This is a genomic window from Sedimentimonas flavescens, from assembly GCF_019264375.1.
Classification (GTDB): domain Bacteria; phylum Pseudomonadota; class Alphaproteobacteria; order Rhodobacterales; family Rhodobacteraceae; genus Rhodobacter; species Rhodobacter flavescens.
Genome location: NZ_JAHVAI010000003.1, coordinates 16562 through 35028, shown reverse-complemented (window position 1 = coordinate 35028; position 18467 = coordinate 16562). Strand labels below are relative to the sequence as shown.

General features: G+C 64.7%; 16 protein-coding genes. 7 read left to right on the top strand and 9 right to left on the bottom strand.

What is annotated here, in order from left to right:
- The first annotated feature begins 2 nt into the window (after window positions 1-2).
- The 7 genes from KTQ37_RS05420 (at window position 3) to KTQ37_RS05390 (ending at window position 8674) form a co-directional block, all read left to right on the top strand.
- Window positions 3-2567: a molybdopterin-containing oxidoreductase family protein gene (locus tag KTQ37_RS05420; protein ID WP_218629477.1), complete on the top strand. Its 2565-nt coding sequence runs from the start codon at window positions 3-5 to the stop codon at window positions 2565-2567.
- Window positions 2568-2582: 15 nt separating this feature from the next.
- Window positions 2583-3251 carry a 4Fe-4S dicluster domain-containing protein gene (locus KTQ37_RS05415; RefSeq protein WP_218629476.1) on the top strand — a complete coding sequence of 223 codons (669 nt, stop codon included), beginning with the start codon at window positions 2583-2585 and terminating at the stop codon, window positions 3249-3251.
- Window positions 3244-4017 (top strand): TorD/DmsD family molecular chaperone, encoded by a 774-nt coding sequence (locus KTQ37_RS05410; RefSeq protein WP_218629475.1) that lies wholly within the window; start codon window positions 3244-3246, stop codon window positions 4015-4017. Before KTQ37_RS05415 ends, KTQ37_RS05410 begins: the two co-directional genes overlap by 8 nt.
- Window positions 4011-5000, top strand: a complete 990-nt coding sequence (locus tag KTQ37_RS05405) for a 4Fe-4S binding protein (protein ID WP_218629474.1) — start codon at window positions 4011-4013, stop codon at window positions 4998-5000. Before KTQ37_RS05410 ends, KTQ37_RS05405 begins: the two co-directional genes overlap by 7 nt.
- Window positions 4997-6907, top strand: a complete 1911-nt coding sequence (locus tag KTQ37_RS05400; RefSeq protein WP_218629473.1) for a sensor histidine kinase — start codon at window positions 4997-4999, stop codon at window positions 6905-6907. The genes KTQ37_RS05405 and KTQ37_RS05400 overlap by 4 nt, the downstream gene beginning before the upstream one ends.
- Window positions 6904-8247 (top strand): sigma-54-dependent transcriptional regulator, encoded by a 1344-nt coding sequence (locus KTQ37_RS05395; RefSeq protein ID WP_218629472.1) that lies wholly within the window; start codon window positions 6904-6906, stop codon window positions 8245-8247. Before KTQ37_RS05400 ends, KTQ37_RS05395 begins: the two co-directional genes overlap by 4 nt.
- 85 nt (window positions 8248-8332) lie before the next feature.
- A complete protein-coding gene (locus tag KTQ37_RS05390; protein ID WP_218629471.1) occupies window positions 8333-8674 on the top strand; it encodes a hypothetical protein in 342 nt (113 codons plus the stop codon).
- A 59-nt stretch (window positions 8675-8733) separates the two neighbouring features.
- Here KTQ37_RS05390 and KTQ37_RS05385 read toward each other — a convergent pair whose 3' ends face one another.
- From KTQ37_RS05385 to KTQ37_RS05345, 9 genes are all read right to left on the bottom strand, one after another.
- Window positions 8734-9468: a hypothetical protein gene (locus KTQ37_RS05385; protein WP_218629470.1), complete on the bottom strand. Its 735-nt coding sequence runs from the start codon at window positions 9466-9468 to the stop codon at window positions 8734-8736.
- A 133-nt stretch (window positions 9469-9601) separates the two neighbouring features.
- Window positions 9602-10750, bottom strand: a complete 1149-nt coding sequence (locus KTQ37_RS05380; protein ID WP_218629469.1) for an iron-containing alcohol dehydrogenase — start codon at window positions 10748-10750, stop codon at window positions 9602-9604.
- Window positions 10751-10775: 25 nt separating this feature from the next.
- The gene (gene glpK / locus KTQ37_RS05375) at window positions 10776-12260 is read right to left on the bottom strand and encodes a glycerol kinase GlpK (RefSeq protein WP_218629468.1); all 1485 of its coding nucleotides are present in this window, start codon (window positions 12258-12260) and stop codon (window positions 10776-10778) included.
- 101 nt (window positions 12261-12361) lie between these two features.
- Window positions 12362-14074, bottom strand: a complete 1713-nt coding sequence (locus KTQ37_RS05370; RefSeq protein ID WP_218629467.1) for an ABC transporter substrate-binding protein — start codon at window positions 14072-14074, stop codon at window positions 12362-12364.
- Window positions 14075-14157: 83 nt separating this feature from the next.
- Complete coding sequence (locus KTQ37_RS05365) at window positions 14158-14430, bottom strand: DUF2160 domain-containing protein (protein ID WP_218629466.1); 273 nt, start codon at window positions 14428-14430, stop codon at window positions 14158-14160.
- Window positions 14431-14454: 24 nt separating this feature from the next.
- A complete protein-coding gene (locus KTQ37_RS05360; protein WP_218629465.1) occupies window positions 14455-15324 on the bottom strand; it encodes a carbohydrate ABC transporter permease in 870 nt (289 codons plus the stop codon).
- 2 nt (window positions 15325-15326) lie between these two features.
- Complete coding sequence (locus KTQ37_RS05355) at window positions 15327-16196, bottom strand: carbohydrate ABC transporter permease (RefSeq protein ID WP_218629464.1); 870 nt, start codon at window positions 16194-16196, stop codon at window positions 15327-15329.
- A gap of 94 nt (window positions 16197-16290) precedes the next feature.
- Window positions 16291-17367 carry an ABC transporter ATP-binding protein gene (locus KTQ37_RS05350; RefSeq protein WP_218629463.1) on the bottom strand — a complete coding sequence of 359 codons (1077 nt, stop codon included), beginning with the start codon at window positions 17365-17367 and terminating at the stop codon, window positions 16291-16293.
- Window positions 17368-17378: 11 nt separating this feature from the next.
- The gene (locus KTQ37_RS05345; RefSeq protein ID WP_218629462.1) at window positions 17379-18467 is read right to left on the bottom strand and encodes an ABC transporter ATP-binding protein; all 1089 of its coding nucleotides are present in this window, start codon (window positions 18465-18467) and stop codon (window positions 17379-17381) included.

Below are 18467 nucleotides of genomic sequence, written 5' to 3'. Positions count from 1 at the left end.
CCATGACCACCCGGTTCAACCCCGCAGCCTGGACACGGCTGTTCACCCCCACCCGGCGCCAGTTCCTGCAAACCGCCAGCGCCACCGCGGCCACCGCGCTGGTGATGCCCGCGGGCGCGCGCAAGGCCAATGCCTTCGCCTACGAGCCCTATCCGCGCGACGACGATCTTGAGACCGTCGTGACATCCTGCGCGCATAACTGCGGCTCGCGGCACATGCTGGTGGCGCATAAGAAGGGCGACGTGATCGTGCGTCTGTCCACCGACAACGGCACCTATCAGGGCGATGCCTATGGCACCGATACCGAGGAAAAGCCGCAGCTGCGCGCCTGTCTACGCGGGCGCAGCTACCGCTCGCGGCTCTACTCGCCCGAGCGGCTGCTGTATCCGATGAAGCGCGTGGGCAAGCGCGGCGAGGGCAAGTTCAAGCGCGTCAGCTGGGATCAGGCGCTGACCGAGATCGCCGAGCGCATGGTCTATCTGCGCGACAAATACGGGCCGCAGGCCCTGCTGGATCAATCCTATGCGGGCGCCTCTTACGGGGTTCTGCATAAATCCGACCAGATCGAGGGGCTGTTGGGCCGGTTCCTGGGTATGTTTGGCTGCCGCACCTCGAGCTGGTCGGTGCCCTCCTATCAGGGCACGACGTTTTCTAGCCGGATGACCTTCGGCACGATCGAAGATGGCAACGAGGATGACGCCTATGCGCATTCCAAGCTGATCATCATGTGGGGCTGGAACCCCGCCTACACCTTCCATGGCGGCAACACGTTCTACTACATGCGCATGGCCAAGCAGCGCGGCTGCAAGTTCGTGCTGATCGACCCGCAATATACCGACTCGGCCGCCGCCTATGACGCCTGGTGGATCCCGATCCGCCCGAATACCGATGCCGCGATGATGGCAGGCATGGCCTATCACATCTGGGACAATGGCTGGCACGATCAGGGTTTCATCGACCGCTTCGTACAGGGCATGGATCCGGGCACGACGCCGCAATGGGCCTATCAGCGCGGCCATGAAAGCTTCAAGGAATACATCCTTGGCACCAATGACGGCGTGCCGAAGACGCCCGAATGGGCCGCCGATATCTGCGGCGTGAAGGCCGAGGATATCCGCAAGCTGGCGGAGATGTACGCCACCACCAAGCCCGCCGCACTCAAAGCCAGTTGGGCGCCAGGGCGCAATGCCTATGGCGAGCAATATAACCGCATGGCCGCAGCGCTTCAGGCGATGACCGGCAATATCGGCATCCTCGGCGGCTGCGCCGAGGGCGTGGGCAAGGCCTGGCACTCCGAGGCGGTGGCCTATCCCTATGACCAATATGCCAACGTCTGGTATGCCTCGATCAAGTCCGACCGTTGGGCGCATATCGTGCTCAATTACCCCAATGTCACCCGGCAGGAGGCCGGTCTGTGGCCGCGCAGCGACCAGTTCGACGGGGTGGTACCGAATATCCGCGGCATCTTTTGGCAGGGCTCGGACTGGTTCAACCAGCTGACGAACATCAACAAGGAGATCGCGGCGATCCGCAAGCTCGATGAGCAGGGCGAGGGCGAAAGCCTTCTGGTCTGCTCGGACAGCACGATCACGCCGACCGGCATCTGGGCCGACTACCTGCTGCCCATCGCCACCCATTTCGAGCGCCACGATGTCGCCCTGCCCTGGTACAAGGGACATTACTACATCCACCGCCCGAAGGTCATCGAGCCCCTCGGCGAGAGCAAGACTGACTTCCAGGTCTATACCGAGCTTGCCTGGCGCCTTGGCTTCGGCCCGGCCTACAACCCGAAGGCCGCGCGCGACTATTTCGACAATCCCGATGCCACGGACGAGGCCTATCTGGTCGACTGGTGGCACAAGGTGCAAGACCACCAGCATGTCGAATGGAGCTGGGAAGAGTTCAAGAAGCGCGGCGTTTACAAGTTCATCCTGTCGCAGCCGCATGTTGCCTTCCGCGCCCAGATCGAGCAGGGCCTGCCATTCCAGACCCCCTCGGGCAAGATCGAGATCCTGTCCTCGCAGCTGGCGCAGATCGACGACTGGACGCGCACGCAATACGGCTATGAGATTCCCGCGATCCCGAAATGGATCGAGCCTTGGGAAAGCCTCAACCATCCGCTGACCGAGACCTATCCCTTCCACCTGATCAGCCCGCATCCGCGCTGGCGCACGCACTCGATCTTCAACAACATCCCCTGGCTGCGCGAGACCTTCAGTCAGGAAACGACGATGAACGCCGCCGATGCCAAACGGATGGGTATCAAGCATGGCGACATCGTCGAGCTGTGGAACGATCGCGGTCGCGTGGTGACCCCGGTCTATGTGACCGAGCGTTGCATGCCCGGCGTTCTGGTGCTGCATGAGGGCGCCTGGATGGACCTCGACAAGGATGGCGTGGACCGCGCGGGGAACCCGGACTTCCTGACCAAGGACGATCCCTCGCCCGCCGGGGCCTTCGCCTACAACACGGTGCTGTGCGACATCCGCAAAACCGACCTGCATCACCGCCCCGGATGGGATCAGCTGGCCACGGCGCGCTCCCATGTCTTCCGGCGCGATCAGTAAAGGGGGCAAACCATCATGGCCAACAAGATCGACAAGGAAGCCATCAAGGCCAATGCCGCCAAGCGCAAGCGCGAGGGCTACACCCCCGTAGTCCCCGAGCAGCAGTTCGGCTTTATCCACAACAACGTGGATTGTATCGGCTGCCGCGCCTGCGAGATCGCCTGCAAGGACAAGAACGGGCTGGCGGCCGGTCCGCGCTTTCGTCGCGTGCAATATATCGAGGGCGGCACCTTCCCCGAGGTCTTCGCCTTCAAGATCAACATGTCGTGCAACCATTGCGCGGAGCCGGCCTGTATCCCGACCTGCCCGACCGGCGCGATCTTCAAGCGTCCCGACAATGGCGTGGTGGACATCGACACCACGCTGTGCATCGGGTGCCGCAAATGCGAGGCCTCGTGCCCCTATGGCGCGCCGCAGTTCGACCCCGAAGAAAACGTCGTCAAGAAGTGCAACATGTGCATCGACGAGCTGGAGGCGGGGCGCAAACCCTATTGCGTCTCGGCCTGCATGATGCGGGTGCTCGACATCGGGCCGATCGACCAGCTGCGCGACGGCAGCTACGAGACGAAAGCACGCGGGCCGAACGATGAGGTCGTGCGGCAGGTCAAATCCATGGCCGACCCGGAACTGACCAATCCCTCAATCGTGTTCATTCCGCATTCGAAAGGGCGGGTCGATGGGTAAGCCGCAAACCAGTCTCCCCTCCCCGCCCCTGCCCCGTGCCGCCCCTGATACGGCACGGGGCACCCTTGATACCGCCGCCGAGGCGCTTGGCCTATTGATCCGCCTCTTTGATCGCGAGGCGGACAGCGATCTTCTGTGCGGGCTACGTGCCATTCAGGCGCCCGATCTATTTGAGGCGTTGCTGCCTTCGGCTGAGGGGCGAGCGGGGTCGCAGGTGCTGCGTGTGGCCCTGTCGGACCTGCCCGAGACGGTTCCCGCCCGCGTTCTGGACGCGCTGGCCGCCGATTACGCAGATGTCTTTCTGACCCATGGCTACCGGCTGGCGCCCAACGCCTCGGTCTGGCTGACCGAAGAAAAGCTGGAACGCCAGGGCCCGATGTTCGAGGTGCGCGACTGGTATGCGCATTACGGCGTGAGCGTCCCCGACTGGCGCAAGCGCGCCGATGATCACATCGTGCATGAGCTGCAATTCCTCGGGCTGCTGCTGAACCTCGGCACCGAGGCGGGCATGGCAGACGCGGCGCATTTCCTTGACGCGCATCTGCTGCCCTGGGTGCCCGAGTTCGGTCGCCGCATGGCGCTTCGTGTGGCCGAGCCGCTCTATGCCGCCGCGGGGCTGCTCTGCGCGGCCTACCTGGAGGCCCTGCGCGACCAGCTTGAGGAACTGACGGGCCTTGCGCGTCAGCCGCGCAAGGCGGTCCCTGCCTCCAGCCAGCCCGACCCCGAGGCCGCGCCTTTCGTTCCCGGAGCGGCCGAGAGTTGGTAGCCGCCGCCCTGCCCCGGCTGGCCGCGGGCAGTTGCACTGCGGCCCGTCTGTCGGCCAGTTCCTGCGCGGCCTGCATCGAGGCCTGCCCGCAAGGCGCGCTCGAACCGATCCGCGGCGGATTGCGGATTGAGCCTGAACTCTGTTCGGGCTGCGGGCTCTGCGTGGCGGCCTGCCCAGAAAGCGCGCTCTCACTGCCCGGCCCTGCCGCTGTTGTCGCGCAGCGCGCAGAGGTTGCCCTGGCGCTCTGCTCGCGCCACCCGCAAGGCGATGCGGCCCGCCCCTGCGCCCACGCGCTCTCGTTGAACGATCTTGCGGCGCTCCGGGCTGCAGGCGTGCGCCTGATCGCTCTGGCCAGCGGTGATTGCGCAACCTGCCCCGACCAGCCCCCCGAGGGGCATGACCTGTCGGCGCGTGTCGCGCAAATTTCGGCGCTGGCCGAGGCCCGCGGGTTGGCAGCGCTGGACATCGCACCCGCCAGCCGGAGCCAGGTCGCCACTTTCCTGCGCGATGCCCCAGAAAACCCCGCGCGCCGCAACCTCTTTGCACGCGTCGCCGCGCCCGAGACACACAACGACGCGCTGGCCCGGTTGCAGGCGGAGCCATGCCTCGATACCGGCCTCTTCGCCACCGTTCCCTGCATTGAGGCCGGAAAATGCACGGGCTGCGGGGCCTGTTTGTGCATCTGTCCACACGAGGTCCTGATCCGTATCAAAGACGATCAGGGGGATCTGTGCTACCGGACCGAGCCTGCGGCCTGCACCGGCTGCGGGCTCTGTGCCGACGTTTGCGACGAGGATGCCTTGCAACTAGCCGCGATGGTCCCAGCCCCCCCCGACGTGCCGCTGCAGGTCTATGCCTGCTGCGGGTGCGGGGTATCGGTGCAGGAGCCTTCCGCGCATCGTCCAGCAGGCACCGAGGGCGATCTTTGCCCGGTCTGCCGTCGTACCGGACATCACCGCAAGCTGTTTCAGGTGCTGCCATGATCATGGCCCGGTTCCGGCACTGGGCGGGTGCCTCGGTGCAGCGCAAGCTGATCCTCGCCCTCGGGGGGCTGCTGATCGTTGTCTCGGCGCTGTTTCTCGTGGTGCTCAGCTCGCTTTACCGCAACCAGATGATCTCGGTGCACGCCCGCGCGGCCGGCCAGATCAACGAACTGCTTCAGGGCGCGCTGGAAAACGCCATGCTCAAGCGCGACATTCCCGGCCTTGTGCAGATCCTCGACGGCTTGGGCCGGCAGGACGACATCGAGCGGGTGATGATCGTCAATCCCGATTTCGAGGTGCGCTTCTCATCGGACCCGTCGCGCGTCGGGCAGCGACTTGACAGCCCGGCGCTGCGCGATGCGCTGGAAAGCCGCACGCCCCACGCTCGCTACCTTGACGACGGCATGGGCGAAGTTGCCATGCGCTCGATCAACCCGGTGCTGAACCGCAGCGAGTGCCGCCAATGCCACGGCGAAGCGGCCGAGCATCCGGTCAACGGGCTGCTGGTGGTGGATTACCGTGCCGGGGCGATCCGACGCGAGGCGCTGTCCGGCGCAATCTGGCTGGGGCTCCTCGGGATGGCAGTCGTGACACTGGCCAGCGCGGCGATGTGGATCGCGCTGCGCCGCATGGTGATCGCGCCGCTCGAACGGCTGACCGCCGCCAACCGCGCGCTGGCCGAAGGCCATCTTGATACAAGGCTCGATCTGCACGGGCGCGATGAAATCGCCGACCTCGGGCAGACATTCAACCGCATGTCCTCGCAGATCGAGGCGCAACTGGCGACGATACGGCATTCCGAGGCCGAATTGCAGGCGCTGCTCGATGCGCTGCCCGACGGTGTGCGGGTGATCGGCCCCGACTTCCGCATCCTGCGCGCCAACCGTGCCTATTGCCTGCAAACCGGACATGCCCCCGAAACGGTCGCGGGCAGTTTCTGCTACGCCTCCAGCCACGGTCGCGACACCCCCTGCCCGCATACTCTGGTGACCTGCCCGGTGGTCGAACTGATCGAAAAGGGCGCCTCGGCCGTCACCTTCCGCGACCGCCACCATTGCGCCAACGGCGCGCGCACGGTGGAGGTCAGTTCGGCGCGGATCGATCTCGCGGGCAATGGATCGCCCTGTGTGGTCGAGGCGATCCGCGATCTCGACACCCAGGCGCGTATCTCGCAAGAGGAACGGCTGAGCGAGATCGGCCTGCTGGCCGCCGGGGTTGCACATGAGATCTTCAACCCGCTCTCGTCGGTTGAACTCGCGCTTGCGGCGCTCGCGCGCGAATTCGACCAGGGCCGACCGGAGCGCGCCCGGGCCTATTTCGACACGATCCGCTCCGAGGTCGGCAAATGCATCGAGATCACCGACAACCTGCTGATGCTATCCGCCCCGCCCGGCGAGGGCCGCCAACTGATCGAGCTTGACCGCGTCGTCTCGGGCGTGTCGCAGTTGCTCAACTATCAGGCCGAGCAGGGCGGCATCACGATGCAAACCGAGTTGGCCCCCGGATTGCGGGTGATTGCCACCGACGCCGACCTGCGGATGCTGATGACGAACCTGATCATGAACGCCTTCCATGCGATGCCCACGGGCGGCATCGTCACGCTGCGCGGCTGGCGCGAGGCGGGCAAGGTGCGCCTGTCGGTTTCCGACCTGGGCATCGGCATCGCCGCCGCCGATCTGGAGCGCATATTCATGCCCTTCTGGTCTCGCCGCGCCGATTCCAGCATGGGCCGCGGACTTGGTCTGTCAATCGTGCGCGGCATCCTCGACCGTCACGGCGCAACGATCGATGTTGAAAGCAACCTCGGGGAAGGCTCGGTCTTTACCGTGGCCTTCCCCGATCCCGACACCCCGGAACCAGACGTCCCGCAGGCGGATGTCACCCCCTTGCAGGAAACGCCGCCATGACACCTCCCCCCGTCGCCCCGCGCCCGATCCTGGTGGTCGAGGACGACCGCACCCTGAACCGTCTGCTCTGCGACCAACTGGTCGAACTGGGGCATGACGCACGCGGCGCGCGCTCGCGCGCCGAGGCGCTGGAAATGTTGGGCTATTTCGCTCCGGCGCTGGCGATCCTCGACATGCGCCTGCCGGACACCGATGGCATGACCTTCCTGCCCGAACTGCGCGAGTTCTGCCCGGTGGTGATCCTGACGGCCTTCGGCTCGATCGACCAGGCGGTGCGCGCGGTCAAGGCGGGGGCGGTGGAATACATGCTCAAGCCGGTCTCACCCGACAGTCTTGAATTGGCGCTTGGGCGTGTGTTCGAGACGGCGGCTCTGCGGCGCGATCTGGCGTTCTGGCAGGCCAAGGCGCAACGCGCCGACCAGATGACGCTGACAGGCGACAGCCCGGTGATGGTCGAGTTACGCCGCATGATCGGTCTGGTGGCGGCCTCGGATGCGCCCGTGCTGCTACGCGGCGAGGCGGGCACCGGCAAGACCGCCGTGGCCGAGGCAATCCACATGCAAAGCCCGCGCGCCAACGCGCGCTTCGTCACTATCGACTGCGACCCCGAGCTGAGCGCGGCCGATCTGTTCGGCAGCCTGCCGGGCAGCGGCTCTACCCGGCGCGAGGGCCTCTTTGCCGCAGCCGAAGCCGGGACGGTCTTTCTGAACGAAATCGAGAAGCTGCCGCTAACCCTTCAGGCACCTGTGCTGCGCGTAATGGAACAGGGCTGCTACCGGCCGCAGGGTTCGACCATGTCCCTGCCCTGCCCCGTGCGTCTGATCGCGGCCACCGCCGCCGACCTCGAAGGCGCCGCGCGCGAGGGCCGCTTCCGCCCCGAGCTGTTCTACCGCCTCTCGGCGCTCAGCCTGGCCGTACCGGCCCTGCGCGAGCGCGCGCAGGACATCCCGGCCCTGGCCGAGTTCCTGCTTGAGAACCGCTCGTTCCAGCGCGGCGTCGACAAGGTTCTGCCGCGCGAAACCCGCACCGCACTGCAAAGCTATGACTGGCCGGGCAATATCCGCGAGTTGCGCAACGCGATCGAGCGCGGGCTGATCATGTCCGCCGGTCGCGCCGAGATTCTGCCAGCCGATGTCGGGCTGGCCGGTCAGACCGGCGCTCAGGCCGCTGGTGGCAACGGCATCCTGCTGCGTTTCGCCGCGCCGCCCACGCTTGAGGAGATGCGCGACGCCTATCTGCAACTGCTGCTCGACCGCTACGGCGGTAACCGCCAGAAACTGGCCGAGACACTCGGGATTTCCGAGCGCAACACCTACCGCATCCTGCGCAAGATCAACTGACTTCGCCCGAGGCAGCCGCTGCCGTTGTGTGCCGCGGCATTTCTGGCTAAGCATACTTCAGAGCCACAGCTACGGAGTTTTTCCAATGCGATCCCTTCTTTCCCTGCTGGTGTTTGTCGGCCTCTCCGGGATGGCGCAGGCCCAAAGCGTGGCGGTCATGCTGGGCGATTCGGGTCTTACGCCCGACGATATCAAGGCGGTGCTTGCCGAGTCCGAGGCGCTCTACACCAACCCCGAGGTACAGGCCGGCGACAAGAGCACATGGCAAAACGAGGCCAGCGGTGCGAGCGGCTCGATCGAGGTCACCGGCGTCGAGGAAGGTTGCGTCCTGATCACGCATATCTTCGAGACCCAGGAGAAAGCCGGGCAACAGCGCGCCGAATTCAAACGCTGCAAACGGGCTGACGGGCTCTGGCAGCTTGAGTAAGCGCCGATCAGGCTGATCGGCCAACGGCCGGGCGCGACGCGCAGAAGACTTGGCCGCGATCAGAACGGCAGGCTTAGCCCAAGCATCAGACCCTGCTGTTCGACGTCATACTGGAAATCGCCATCCTCACGATCGACGCTCAGGTAGCGGTAGCCGCCGACGATGGCGTTGCGCTCACTGATCCGGTAACCAAGCCCTGCAAAGACGTCGGTGGTAAAGTCCGACCCGCCCGCCCCGACCATTGCCCAACCCGTCACGAAGGTCTTTTCGCTTGTGTCGGCCAGCCAGTTTACACCCGCCAGACCATCGACCCAGTCGTTTGAAGCCGAGCCCGAACGCTCTCCCACCGTGCCACCGCTGAAACGCAGGTCGGTCTCGACGTTCCAGTAGCGAAGCCCCCCGGCCACGCGCAACTCGCCGCGTTGGGATCGCGCGATGACGTAATCGCCGCCCAAGGTGAAGGCGAAATTCTTCGCGTCGAGCGAGGCGCGGCCCAGCACAGGACCAAGCGCCTGCTCGGCCCCGATCTTCACATACATCACATCGCCGAAAAGCCCGAAATTGTCCTTCCGTGCCGTCAGCCCCGCCATAGCGCCGAGATCGAGATTGTCGAGAATTTCGCTGAAAGACTTATCGATATCGGCAGGGGGCACCCCGGGCACCGTGGCCACGCTTCCGCTCAGACCAGAGCCCCAAAGGTAGGGGTTGAATCGCATCTTCCAGTCGCCGCCATCCTGCGCATCCGCACGCCCCGCCGTAAACGCCAGCGCCACGATGCAGGCAATCGCCGGCACCTTTGCGCCGAGACATCTCCCCGACGCACCACCTCTCAAACCGGACTGAGCGACGAACATGGCGTTCCTCCCCCGCGTTATGCAGTCAAGGCAACATTACGCCAATTTTCTTAGAAAACACAGTGGACATGCATCAAAGCGACCGCGCCGCGCCGAGCAAGATTTGCACGATCTCGCCCTCGCTCAGCGCAACGGAGTTCGCCTTGGTCGAGGAAGCACCAAGGGCCGCACGCGCGACAGCGTCGAAATCGCTCTCGGGCAGATGCAGATCACGCAGCGTCGGCAGACCGCGGCGGTCAACGAAGGTGCGCAGACACTCTGGCCCGCTATCGGCCCCGCCAAGCCCTTCGCGCAGCCATCCGTCTACGTCGTCATAGCGCCGGGCGGGCAGGCCCGCGCGCTCCGCTGCTTCGCGGTTCACATGCAGCGCGTCGGCCAGAAGGCGCCCGCAGATGGCGCCATGCGCGCCGCCCCGCCCACCGATCACCGAGGCAAGCCCATGCACCACTCCGAGCCCCGAATTGGCGAGCGCCAGACCGCTAAGGTAACTCGCCCGCGCCATGGTATCGCGCGCGGCCTCTGACGGCCCCTCCATCAGGCAGCGCAGGGCGGCGATCGCTTCGGGCAGCGTGTCGCGGCAGAGCGCATCGCTGACGGGGTTCGCGCGGTTGCACAGGTAGCTTTCGATCAACTGCGTGATCGCATCGAGCCCGGTGGCAAGCGTCAGCGCCTTGGGCAAGCCATCGGTCAGCGCCGGATCGACGATTGCCAGCGTCGGAACCAACCGGGGGTCGCGCAGGCTGATCTTCAACTGCTGCTCGGGCAGGCTGATGACCGCGTTCCGCGTGGCCTCGGCCCCGGTGCCTGCGGTCGTCGGCATGGCAACGAAGGGCAGCGGGTTGCTCAGGCGGCGCGGGGGGGCTGGCCCCAGTTCCAGATACTCCTCCGGGTCGCCCTCAGACCCCGCAAGCCCCGCGATGGCCTTGCCAAGGTCGATACTCGCGCCCCCGCCGATGGCGACCACGCACGCCGCGCGAAAGCGGCGTGCGGCGCTGACGCCATCTCGCACGTCGCCCAAGCTGGGTTCGCCCGCGGAATAGTGCCGCGCGACGGCAAGGCCCAAGGCCCGCAATTCGGCCGCGAAGGTCTCGACCCAGGGAACCGAGCGGCCGCTGACCAGCAAGACGCGTGCGCCCAACCGCGCCACATGCGTAGCGGCGCCGAGGCGACTGTCGCGGCCAAAGATGGTTTGGGCCGGAGCCGTCACGGAAAAGATCGTCATCGCTCCCCCTCAGACCGCCAGCGGCCTAGAACCGCATCGTCGCATCCACGGCGCGGCGCCAGGCCGCGTATTTCTCTTCGCGGGTCTCGGCGGCCATCTGCGGCTGGAAGCACCGCTCCAGCGCCCATTGCGCGGCAAATTCCGACTGGTTCGGGTAAAGCCCCGCGCGCTGCCCCGCCAGCCAGGCTGCGCCCATTGCCGTTGTCTCAAGCACCTTGGGCCGGTCCACCCGCGCGTCGATAATGTCCGACAGAAACTGCATCGCGAAGTCCGAGGCGCTCATGCCGCCATCGACCCGCAGCGCGGTCTCGCCCCCGCCGGTCCAGTCCGCGCGCATCGCCTGCAACAGGTCGCGCGTCTGGTAGCCCACGCTTTCCAGTGCCGCGCGGGTCAGCTCTTCCGGGCCCGAATTGCGCGTCAGCCCGAAGACCGCGCCGCGACACTCGGCGTTCCAATAAGGCGCACCAAGCCCGGTGAAGGCTGGCACCAGCACCACCTGTTGCGTCGGGTCGGCCCGGTCGGCCAGCCCCTGCGCCTCTTTCGCCTCGCGGATAATCTTGATCCCGTCGCGCAGCCACTGCACCACCGCGCCTGCGATGAAGATCGAGCCTTCGAGCGCATAGGTCGGCTTGCCGTCCAACTGGTAGGCGATGGTCGTGAGCAGCCGGTTTTGCGAACGCACCGGCGCCGCACCGGTATTGAGCAACGCGAAACAGCCGGTGCCATAGGTGGATTTCATCATACCCGGCGCAAAGCAGGCCTGCCCTACGGTGGCGGCCTGCTGATCCCCCGCGATCCCGAGGATCGGGATGGCGCGGCCGAAGAGGTCCGGGCGGGTCTGGCCAAACTCGGCGGCGCAGTCGCGCACCTCGGGCAGCATACCCATCGGGATGCCAAGGCGCTCGCAGATGGTCTGCGACCAGCGGCCCTTGCGAATATCGTAAAGCATGGTCCGCGCGGCATTGGTGGCATCGGTGACATGCACCGCCCCACCCGTCAGGTTCCACACCAGCCAGGTATCGACCGTGCCGAAGACAATCTCTCTGGCCTCGGCCCGTGCCCGCGCACCTTCGACATTGTCGAGGATCCAGGCGAGCTTGGTGCCCGAGAAATAGGGATCGAGCAGCAGGCCTGTGCGATCCGTCACGACCTCTTCGAACCCTTCGGACTTGAGCGCCTTGCACAGCGCCGAAGTGCGCCGATCCTGCCACACGATCGCGTTATGGATGGGCTTTCCGGTCTTGCGGTCCCAAACCAGCGTCGTCTCGCGCTGGTTGGTGATACCGATGGCCGCGATCCCCTCGGCGCCTGTGCCCGCGCGCTCGATGGCGGCGCGGCAAGTGGCGGCGGTGGTGGACCACAGATCGGCCGGGTCATGCTCAACCCAGCCACTGGCCGGATAATGCTGGGGAAATTCTTCCTGCGCCGAGGAGACCACGTTCATCGCCTGATCGAAAAGAATGGCCCGTGTGGACGTAGTTCCCTGATCAATTGCAAGAATATGGGTCATAACCGCTTCTCCTCAGAGCGATGGTTCGCCCGGCATCCTGGCGCCGGGCGGTGTTGGTCAGTTAGCCGAGGCCCCGAGGGGCCCCGGCCGGGGAGGAAGGCTTACTGCCAGGACTTGATCAGCTCATCATAGCTGACGGTCTGCGGGGTTTCGTCCTCGTTTTCAAGCTTGGGATAGGGCGCGCCGGGCTGGTCGAACCAGTACTGGGCGTCCATTTCCTCGTTCAGCTTGGGACCGATGTCGCCCTGGATACCGGCGCGCTCAAGACGCTCCAGCACGCGCTCCTGATCGGAGCAGAGCGCATCGAGCGCCTCTTGCGGGCTCTTTGCGCCCGACATGGCATCGCCGATGTTCTGCCACCACAGCTGCGCCAGCTTCGGGTAGTCCGGAACGTTGGTGCCGGTGGGCGACCACGCCACGCGGGCGGGCGAGCGGTAGAACTCGACCAGACCGCCCAGCTTGGAGGCGCGCTCGGTGAAGCTGTCATGCTGCACGGTCGACTCACGGATGAAGGTCAGACCCACATGGGATTTCTTCACGTCCACGGTCTTCGAGGTGACGAACTGGGCATAGAGCCAGGCCGCCTTGGCGCGATCAACCGGGGTGGATTGCATCAGCGTCCACGAACCGGCATCCTGATAGCCGACCTTCTGGCCCTCTTTCCAGTAAACGCCATGCGGCGAGGGGGCCATGCGCCACTTGGGCGTGCCATCCTCGTTCATCACCGGCAGGCCCGGCTTGACGGTGTCAGCGGTGAAGGCGGTGTACCAGAACATCTGCTGCGCAACGTTGCCCTGCGCCGGGATCGGGCCGGCTTCGGAGAACGTCATGCCAGCCGCCGCCGGGGGCGAGTATTTGTTCAGCCACTCGATCGCCTTGGTGACGGCATAGACCGCCGCGGGGCTGTTGGTCGCGCCGCCACGTGCCACGCACGAACCCGTCGGCTGCGAGTTCTCGTTCACGCGGATACCCCATTCATCGACCGGCAGGCCGTTGGGTTCACCCACGTCGCCCATACCGGCCATCGACATCCAAGCATCGGTGTAGCGCCAGCCAAGCGAGGGGTCTTTCTTGCCGTAGTCCATGTTGCCATAGACCGCGCCCTGAACGCCCAGGTGCGACAGGTCGCGACCGGTGAAGAACTCGGCGATATCCTCATAGGCCGACCAGTTGACCGGAACCCCCAGATCGTAGCCGTAAGCCGCCTTGAAGTCGGCCTTGTTCTTCTCGTCGTTGAACCAGTCATAGCGGAACCAGTAGAGGTTCGCGAACTGCTGGGTCGGCATCTGATAGACCTTGCCATCCGGGCCGGTGGTGAAGCTCAGGCCGATGAAGTCCGCCAGATCGAGCGTCGGCAGGGTCACGTCGGAGCCCTCGCCCGCCATCCAGTCGGTCAGGTTGCGCACCTGCTGATAGCGCCAGTGGGTGCCGATCAGGTCGCTGTCGTTGACATAGCCGTCGTAGATATTCTCGCCTGACTGCATCTGGGTTTGCAGCTTCTCGACGACGTCGCCCTCGCCGATCAGGTCATGGGTGACCTTGATGCCGGTGATCGCGGTGAAGGCCGGGGCCAGGACCTGGCTTTCGTATTCGTGGGTGGTGATCGTCTCGGAGACGACCTTGATCTCCATACCCGCGAAAGGCTTCGCCGCATCGACGAAGAACTGCATTTCGGCTTCCTGCTCGGCACGGCTCAGCGACGACAGATCGCCGATCTCCTTGTCGAGGAAGCCGCGCGCGGCCTCCATGTCGGCGAAGGCCGGACCCGCCAGGATCAGCAGCGCCGCCGTTGTTGACTTGAGTTGGTGGTTCATTTTGTCCTCCCGTATTGAACCGTTCGTTCCTTGAGTACAAAGCGTGGCCGGGCCCTTTCCCGCCTCGGCCGCGCAGCCGTTTCCTAGACCCAGCGGAACACCGCTGCGGCGTAGATCAGGCAGACGACAAGGGCATAGGGCTGCCCCGCGCCCACGACACCAAGCCAGGCCAGATTGATGAAGGCCGAGCCCAGAAGGGTGATGAAAAGCCGGTCGCCGCGCGTGGTCTCGATCCGCAGGATGCCCACACGGGGGGTCTCGGGGTATCTGATCGCCAGCACGGTGAAGACGATCAGCAGCGTGGCGATCACGGTGAAGAAGGTCGCGGTCGGCCAGGTCCAAGCCATCCAGTCCATTGTTTTTCCTCCTCTATCCGGGGCTCACACGCGGCCCAGGGCGAAGCCCTTGGCGATGTAGTTGCGCACGAAGTAGATCACGAGCGCGCCGGGCACGATCGTCAGCACCCCTGCCGCCGCCAGCACCCCCCAGTCGATCCCCGAGGCGCCCTGCGTGCGGGTCATGATTGCGGCGATGGGCTTTGCATCGACCGTGGTCAGCGTGCGCGACAGCAGCAGCTCGACCCACGAGAACATGAAGCAGAAGAAGGCCGCGACACCGATGCCCGAGGCAATCAGCGGCATGAAGATCTTCACGAAGAAGCGCCCGAAGCTGTAGCCGTCGATATAGGCGGTCTCATCGATCTCCTTGGGCACGCCGCGCATGAAGCCTTCAAGGATCCAGACCGCCAGCGGCACGTTGAACAGGCAATGCGCCAGCGCGACGGCGATATGCGTGTCGAAGAGCCCCACCGAGCTGTAAAGTTGGAAGAAGGGCAGCGCGAAGACCGCGGGCGGTGCCATCCGGTTTGTCAGCAGCCAGAAGAACAGGTGCTTGTCGCCCATAAACTGGTAGCGCGAGAAGGCATAGGCCGCCGGCAACGCCACCACGAGGCTGATCACCGTGTTCATCACCACATAGATCAACGAGTTCACATAGCCCATGTACCAGGCCGGATCGTTCAGGATCGTGGCGTAGTTCGCGAAGGTCAGATCGCGCGGGAACAGCGTGAAGGTGTTGAGGATCTCGGTGTTGGTCTTCAGGCTCATGTTCAAGAGCCAGTAGATCGGCAGCATCAGGAACAGCAGATAGATCGTCATCACGACGGCGCGGCTGTTGATGCGCACCTTGCTGCGGCGGGCCTGGCCCTTGGCGGTCGCGCCGCCCGGGATCTGTGCGGTTGCATCGACCATGGTCAGGCCCCTTTCCGGTCAAGGTTCGTCATGACGGTGTAGAACACCCAGCTGATCAGCAGGATCACGAGGAAATACATGATCGAGAACGCCGCCGCCGGGCCGAGGTCGAACTGCCCCAGAGCCATCTTCACGAGGTCGATCGAGAGCAGCGTCGTCGCGTTGCCCGGCCCCCCGCCGGTGACCACGAAAGGCTCGGTGTAGATCATGAAGCTGTCCATGAAGCGCAGCAGGATCGCGATCATCAGCACGCCCATCATCTTGGGCAGTTCGATGAAGCGAAACACCTTCCAACGCGAGGCCTGATCGATCTTGGCCGCCTGATAATAGGCATCGGGGATCGACTTGAGCCCGGCATAGGCCAGCAGCGCCACAAGCGAGGTCCAGTGCCAGACATCCATCGTCACGATGGTGATCCAGGCGGCCAGCGTGTCCTGCGTGTAGTTGTAGCTGACGCCCATCGCATCGAGCGTGTAGCCAAGCAGGCCGATATCGACGCGCCCGAAGATCTGCCAGATCGTGCCGACCACGTTCCACGGGATCAGCAGCGGCAGCGACATCAGCACTAGGCACAGCGAGGCCCAGAACCCGGACTTGGGCATGTTGAGCGCCACGAAAATCCCCAGCGGCACCTCGATCGCCAGGATGATCCCCGAGAACGCAAGCTGGCGCCCAAGCGCATTCCACATCCGGTCAGAACTGAGCATCTCGCGGAACCAGTCGAGACCGGCCCAGAAGAACTGGTTGTTTCCAAACGTGTCCTGTACCGAATAGTTCACGACCGTCATCAGCGGGATCACGGCGGAAAACGCGACAAGCAGCAGGACCGGCAGAACAAGGAACCAAGCCTTTTGGTTGACTGTCTTTTCCATTACCTCGCCCCCTCCCCGGACGGTTGCGCACGGCGGCGCGGGTATTCAGTGACGGGCAGCGCGCCCCTGGCCTTGGCGTAACGGCACCCGGCCATCACGCGGCCTCCCCCTGAACGCGCCAGTCGTTTGCATAGACATTGACGTGCCCCGCATCGAACGAGACGCGGTTCATATCCGCACTGATATGCTCGCCCTCATCGGCGATGATGTTGATATCGTTTCCGAAAAATTCGGCCCGGATGATCTTGTGCCGACCCACGTCCTCGACCCGGCGCACTTTCACCGGCAGCCCCTCAGTCTGTGACAGGCGGGCATATTCGGGGCGCACGCCGATCTCGACCTTGCCAGACAGCGGTCGGTAGCTTTGCGACAGCTCGACAAAGGCGCCGTTCACATAGGCCTTGTTGCCGTCGATCCGGGCCGGGATCACGTTCATCCCCGGCGAGCCGATGAAATAGCCGACAAAGGTATGCTCGGGGCGCTCGAACAGCTCCTCGGGCGTACCGATCTGCACAACGCGGCCGTCGTACATGACCACCACCTTGTCGGCGAAGGTCAGCGCCTCGGTCTGATCATGCGTCACGTAGATCATCGTGTGGCCGAAATCGTGGTGCAGCTTTTTCAGCTGCGTGCGCAGCTCCCACTTCATATGCGGGTCGATCACGGTCAGCGGCTCGTCAAACAGAAGCGCGTTGACGTCCTTGCGCACCATGCCGCGCCCGAGGCTGATCTTTTGCTTGGCATCCGCCGTCAGCCCGCGCGCCTTCTTGTTCAGCATCTCTTCCATGCCGATCATGCGCGCGATTTCCTGAACGCGCTGCGCGATATAGGCTTCATCGCGGCCCCGGTTGCGCAGCGGAAAGGCCAGGTTGTCGCGCACGGTCATCGTGTCATAGACGACCGGGAACTGGAAAACCTGCGCGATGTTGCGCGCGGCGGTGGGGGCATGGGTCACATCACGCCCGTCGAACAGGATGCGCCCCTGCGAGGGCTGCAACAGCCCCGAGATGATGTTGAGCAAGGTGGACTTGCCGCACCCCGAAGACCCAAGCAGCGCATAGGCTGCGCCATCATCCCAGTCGTGGTTGAGTTCCTTGAGCGCGTAATCATCCTCGGATGCCGGGTTCGGCAGGTAGGAATGCGCAAGGTTATCAAGCGTGATCTTGGCCATCGTTTCCCCCCTCAGGCCGCCAGCGCATAGGCCGCCGGGGCCACCAGCTTGCCGTTTTCGCCGAAGATGTAGACGTGTCGCGGGTCGAGCCAGACGCGCAGCTCCTCGCCCAGTGCAAGGTCATGCACCCCGTGCACAAGGCCCACCCAACGCTCACCATGATGTTGAAGATGCACGAAAGTTTCCGAGCCGGTCAGTTCGGTCACGTTGAGCGTCGTGGTGAACTCCAGCGCATCGGGCGTGTGCTTGACGATCTCCAGATGGTTGGGCCGAAAGCCCGCCATGTAGCGTCCGTCAGGCAGTTCAGACAGCTTTCCAGTCGCCGCAGCACTTTGCCCGGCACCGAACATGATCCGGTTTCCGGTCTTGGAGATTTGAAGGAAGTTCATCGGCGGGTCCGAAAAGACCCGCGCGGTCGTTGCATCGAGCGGCTGACGATAGACCGCAGGGGTCGCGCCGAACTGGGTTACCCGCCCTTCCCAAAGGGTCGCGGTATTGCCCCCAAGCAGCAACGCCTCCTCGGGCTCGGTCGTGGCATAGACGAAAATCGACCCCGAGGCCTCGAAGATCTTCGGGATCTCGACGCGCAATTCCTCGCGCAGCTTGTAGTCGAGGTTCGCCAGCGGCTCATCAAGCAGCACCAGCCCCGCATTCTTGACGAGCGCACGCGCAAGCGCGCAGCGTTGCTGCTGCCCGCCCGACAGTTCCAGCGGCTTGCGGCCCAGCATCGGCGTCAACTGCATCAGCTCGGCCGTTTCGCGCACGCGGGCGTCGATCTCGGCCTTGTCCGCGCCCAGCAGTTTCATCGGCGAGGCGATATTGTCGTAAACGCTCATCGACGGGTAGTTGATGAACTGCTGGTAGACCATCGCGACCTTGCGATCCTGCACGCGCTGGCCGGTCACGTCCGCGCCGTTCCAGAAGATCCGCCCCGAGGAGGGCGCATCCAGCCCCGCCATCAGTCGCATGAGCGAGGTCTTGCCCGAAAGCGTCGGCCCCAGCAGCACGTTCATCGTGCCATTTTCCAGCGTCAGATCCGTGGGATAGATGTGGGTCTGCCCCTCCACGGTCTTTGAAACGCCCCTCAGTTCCAGGGTCAT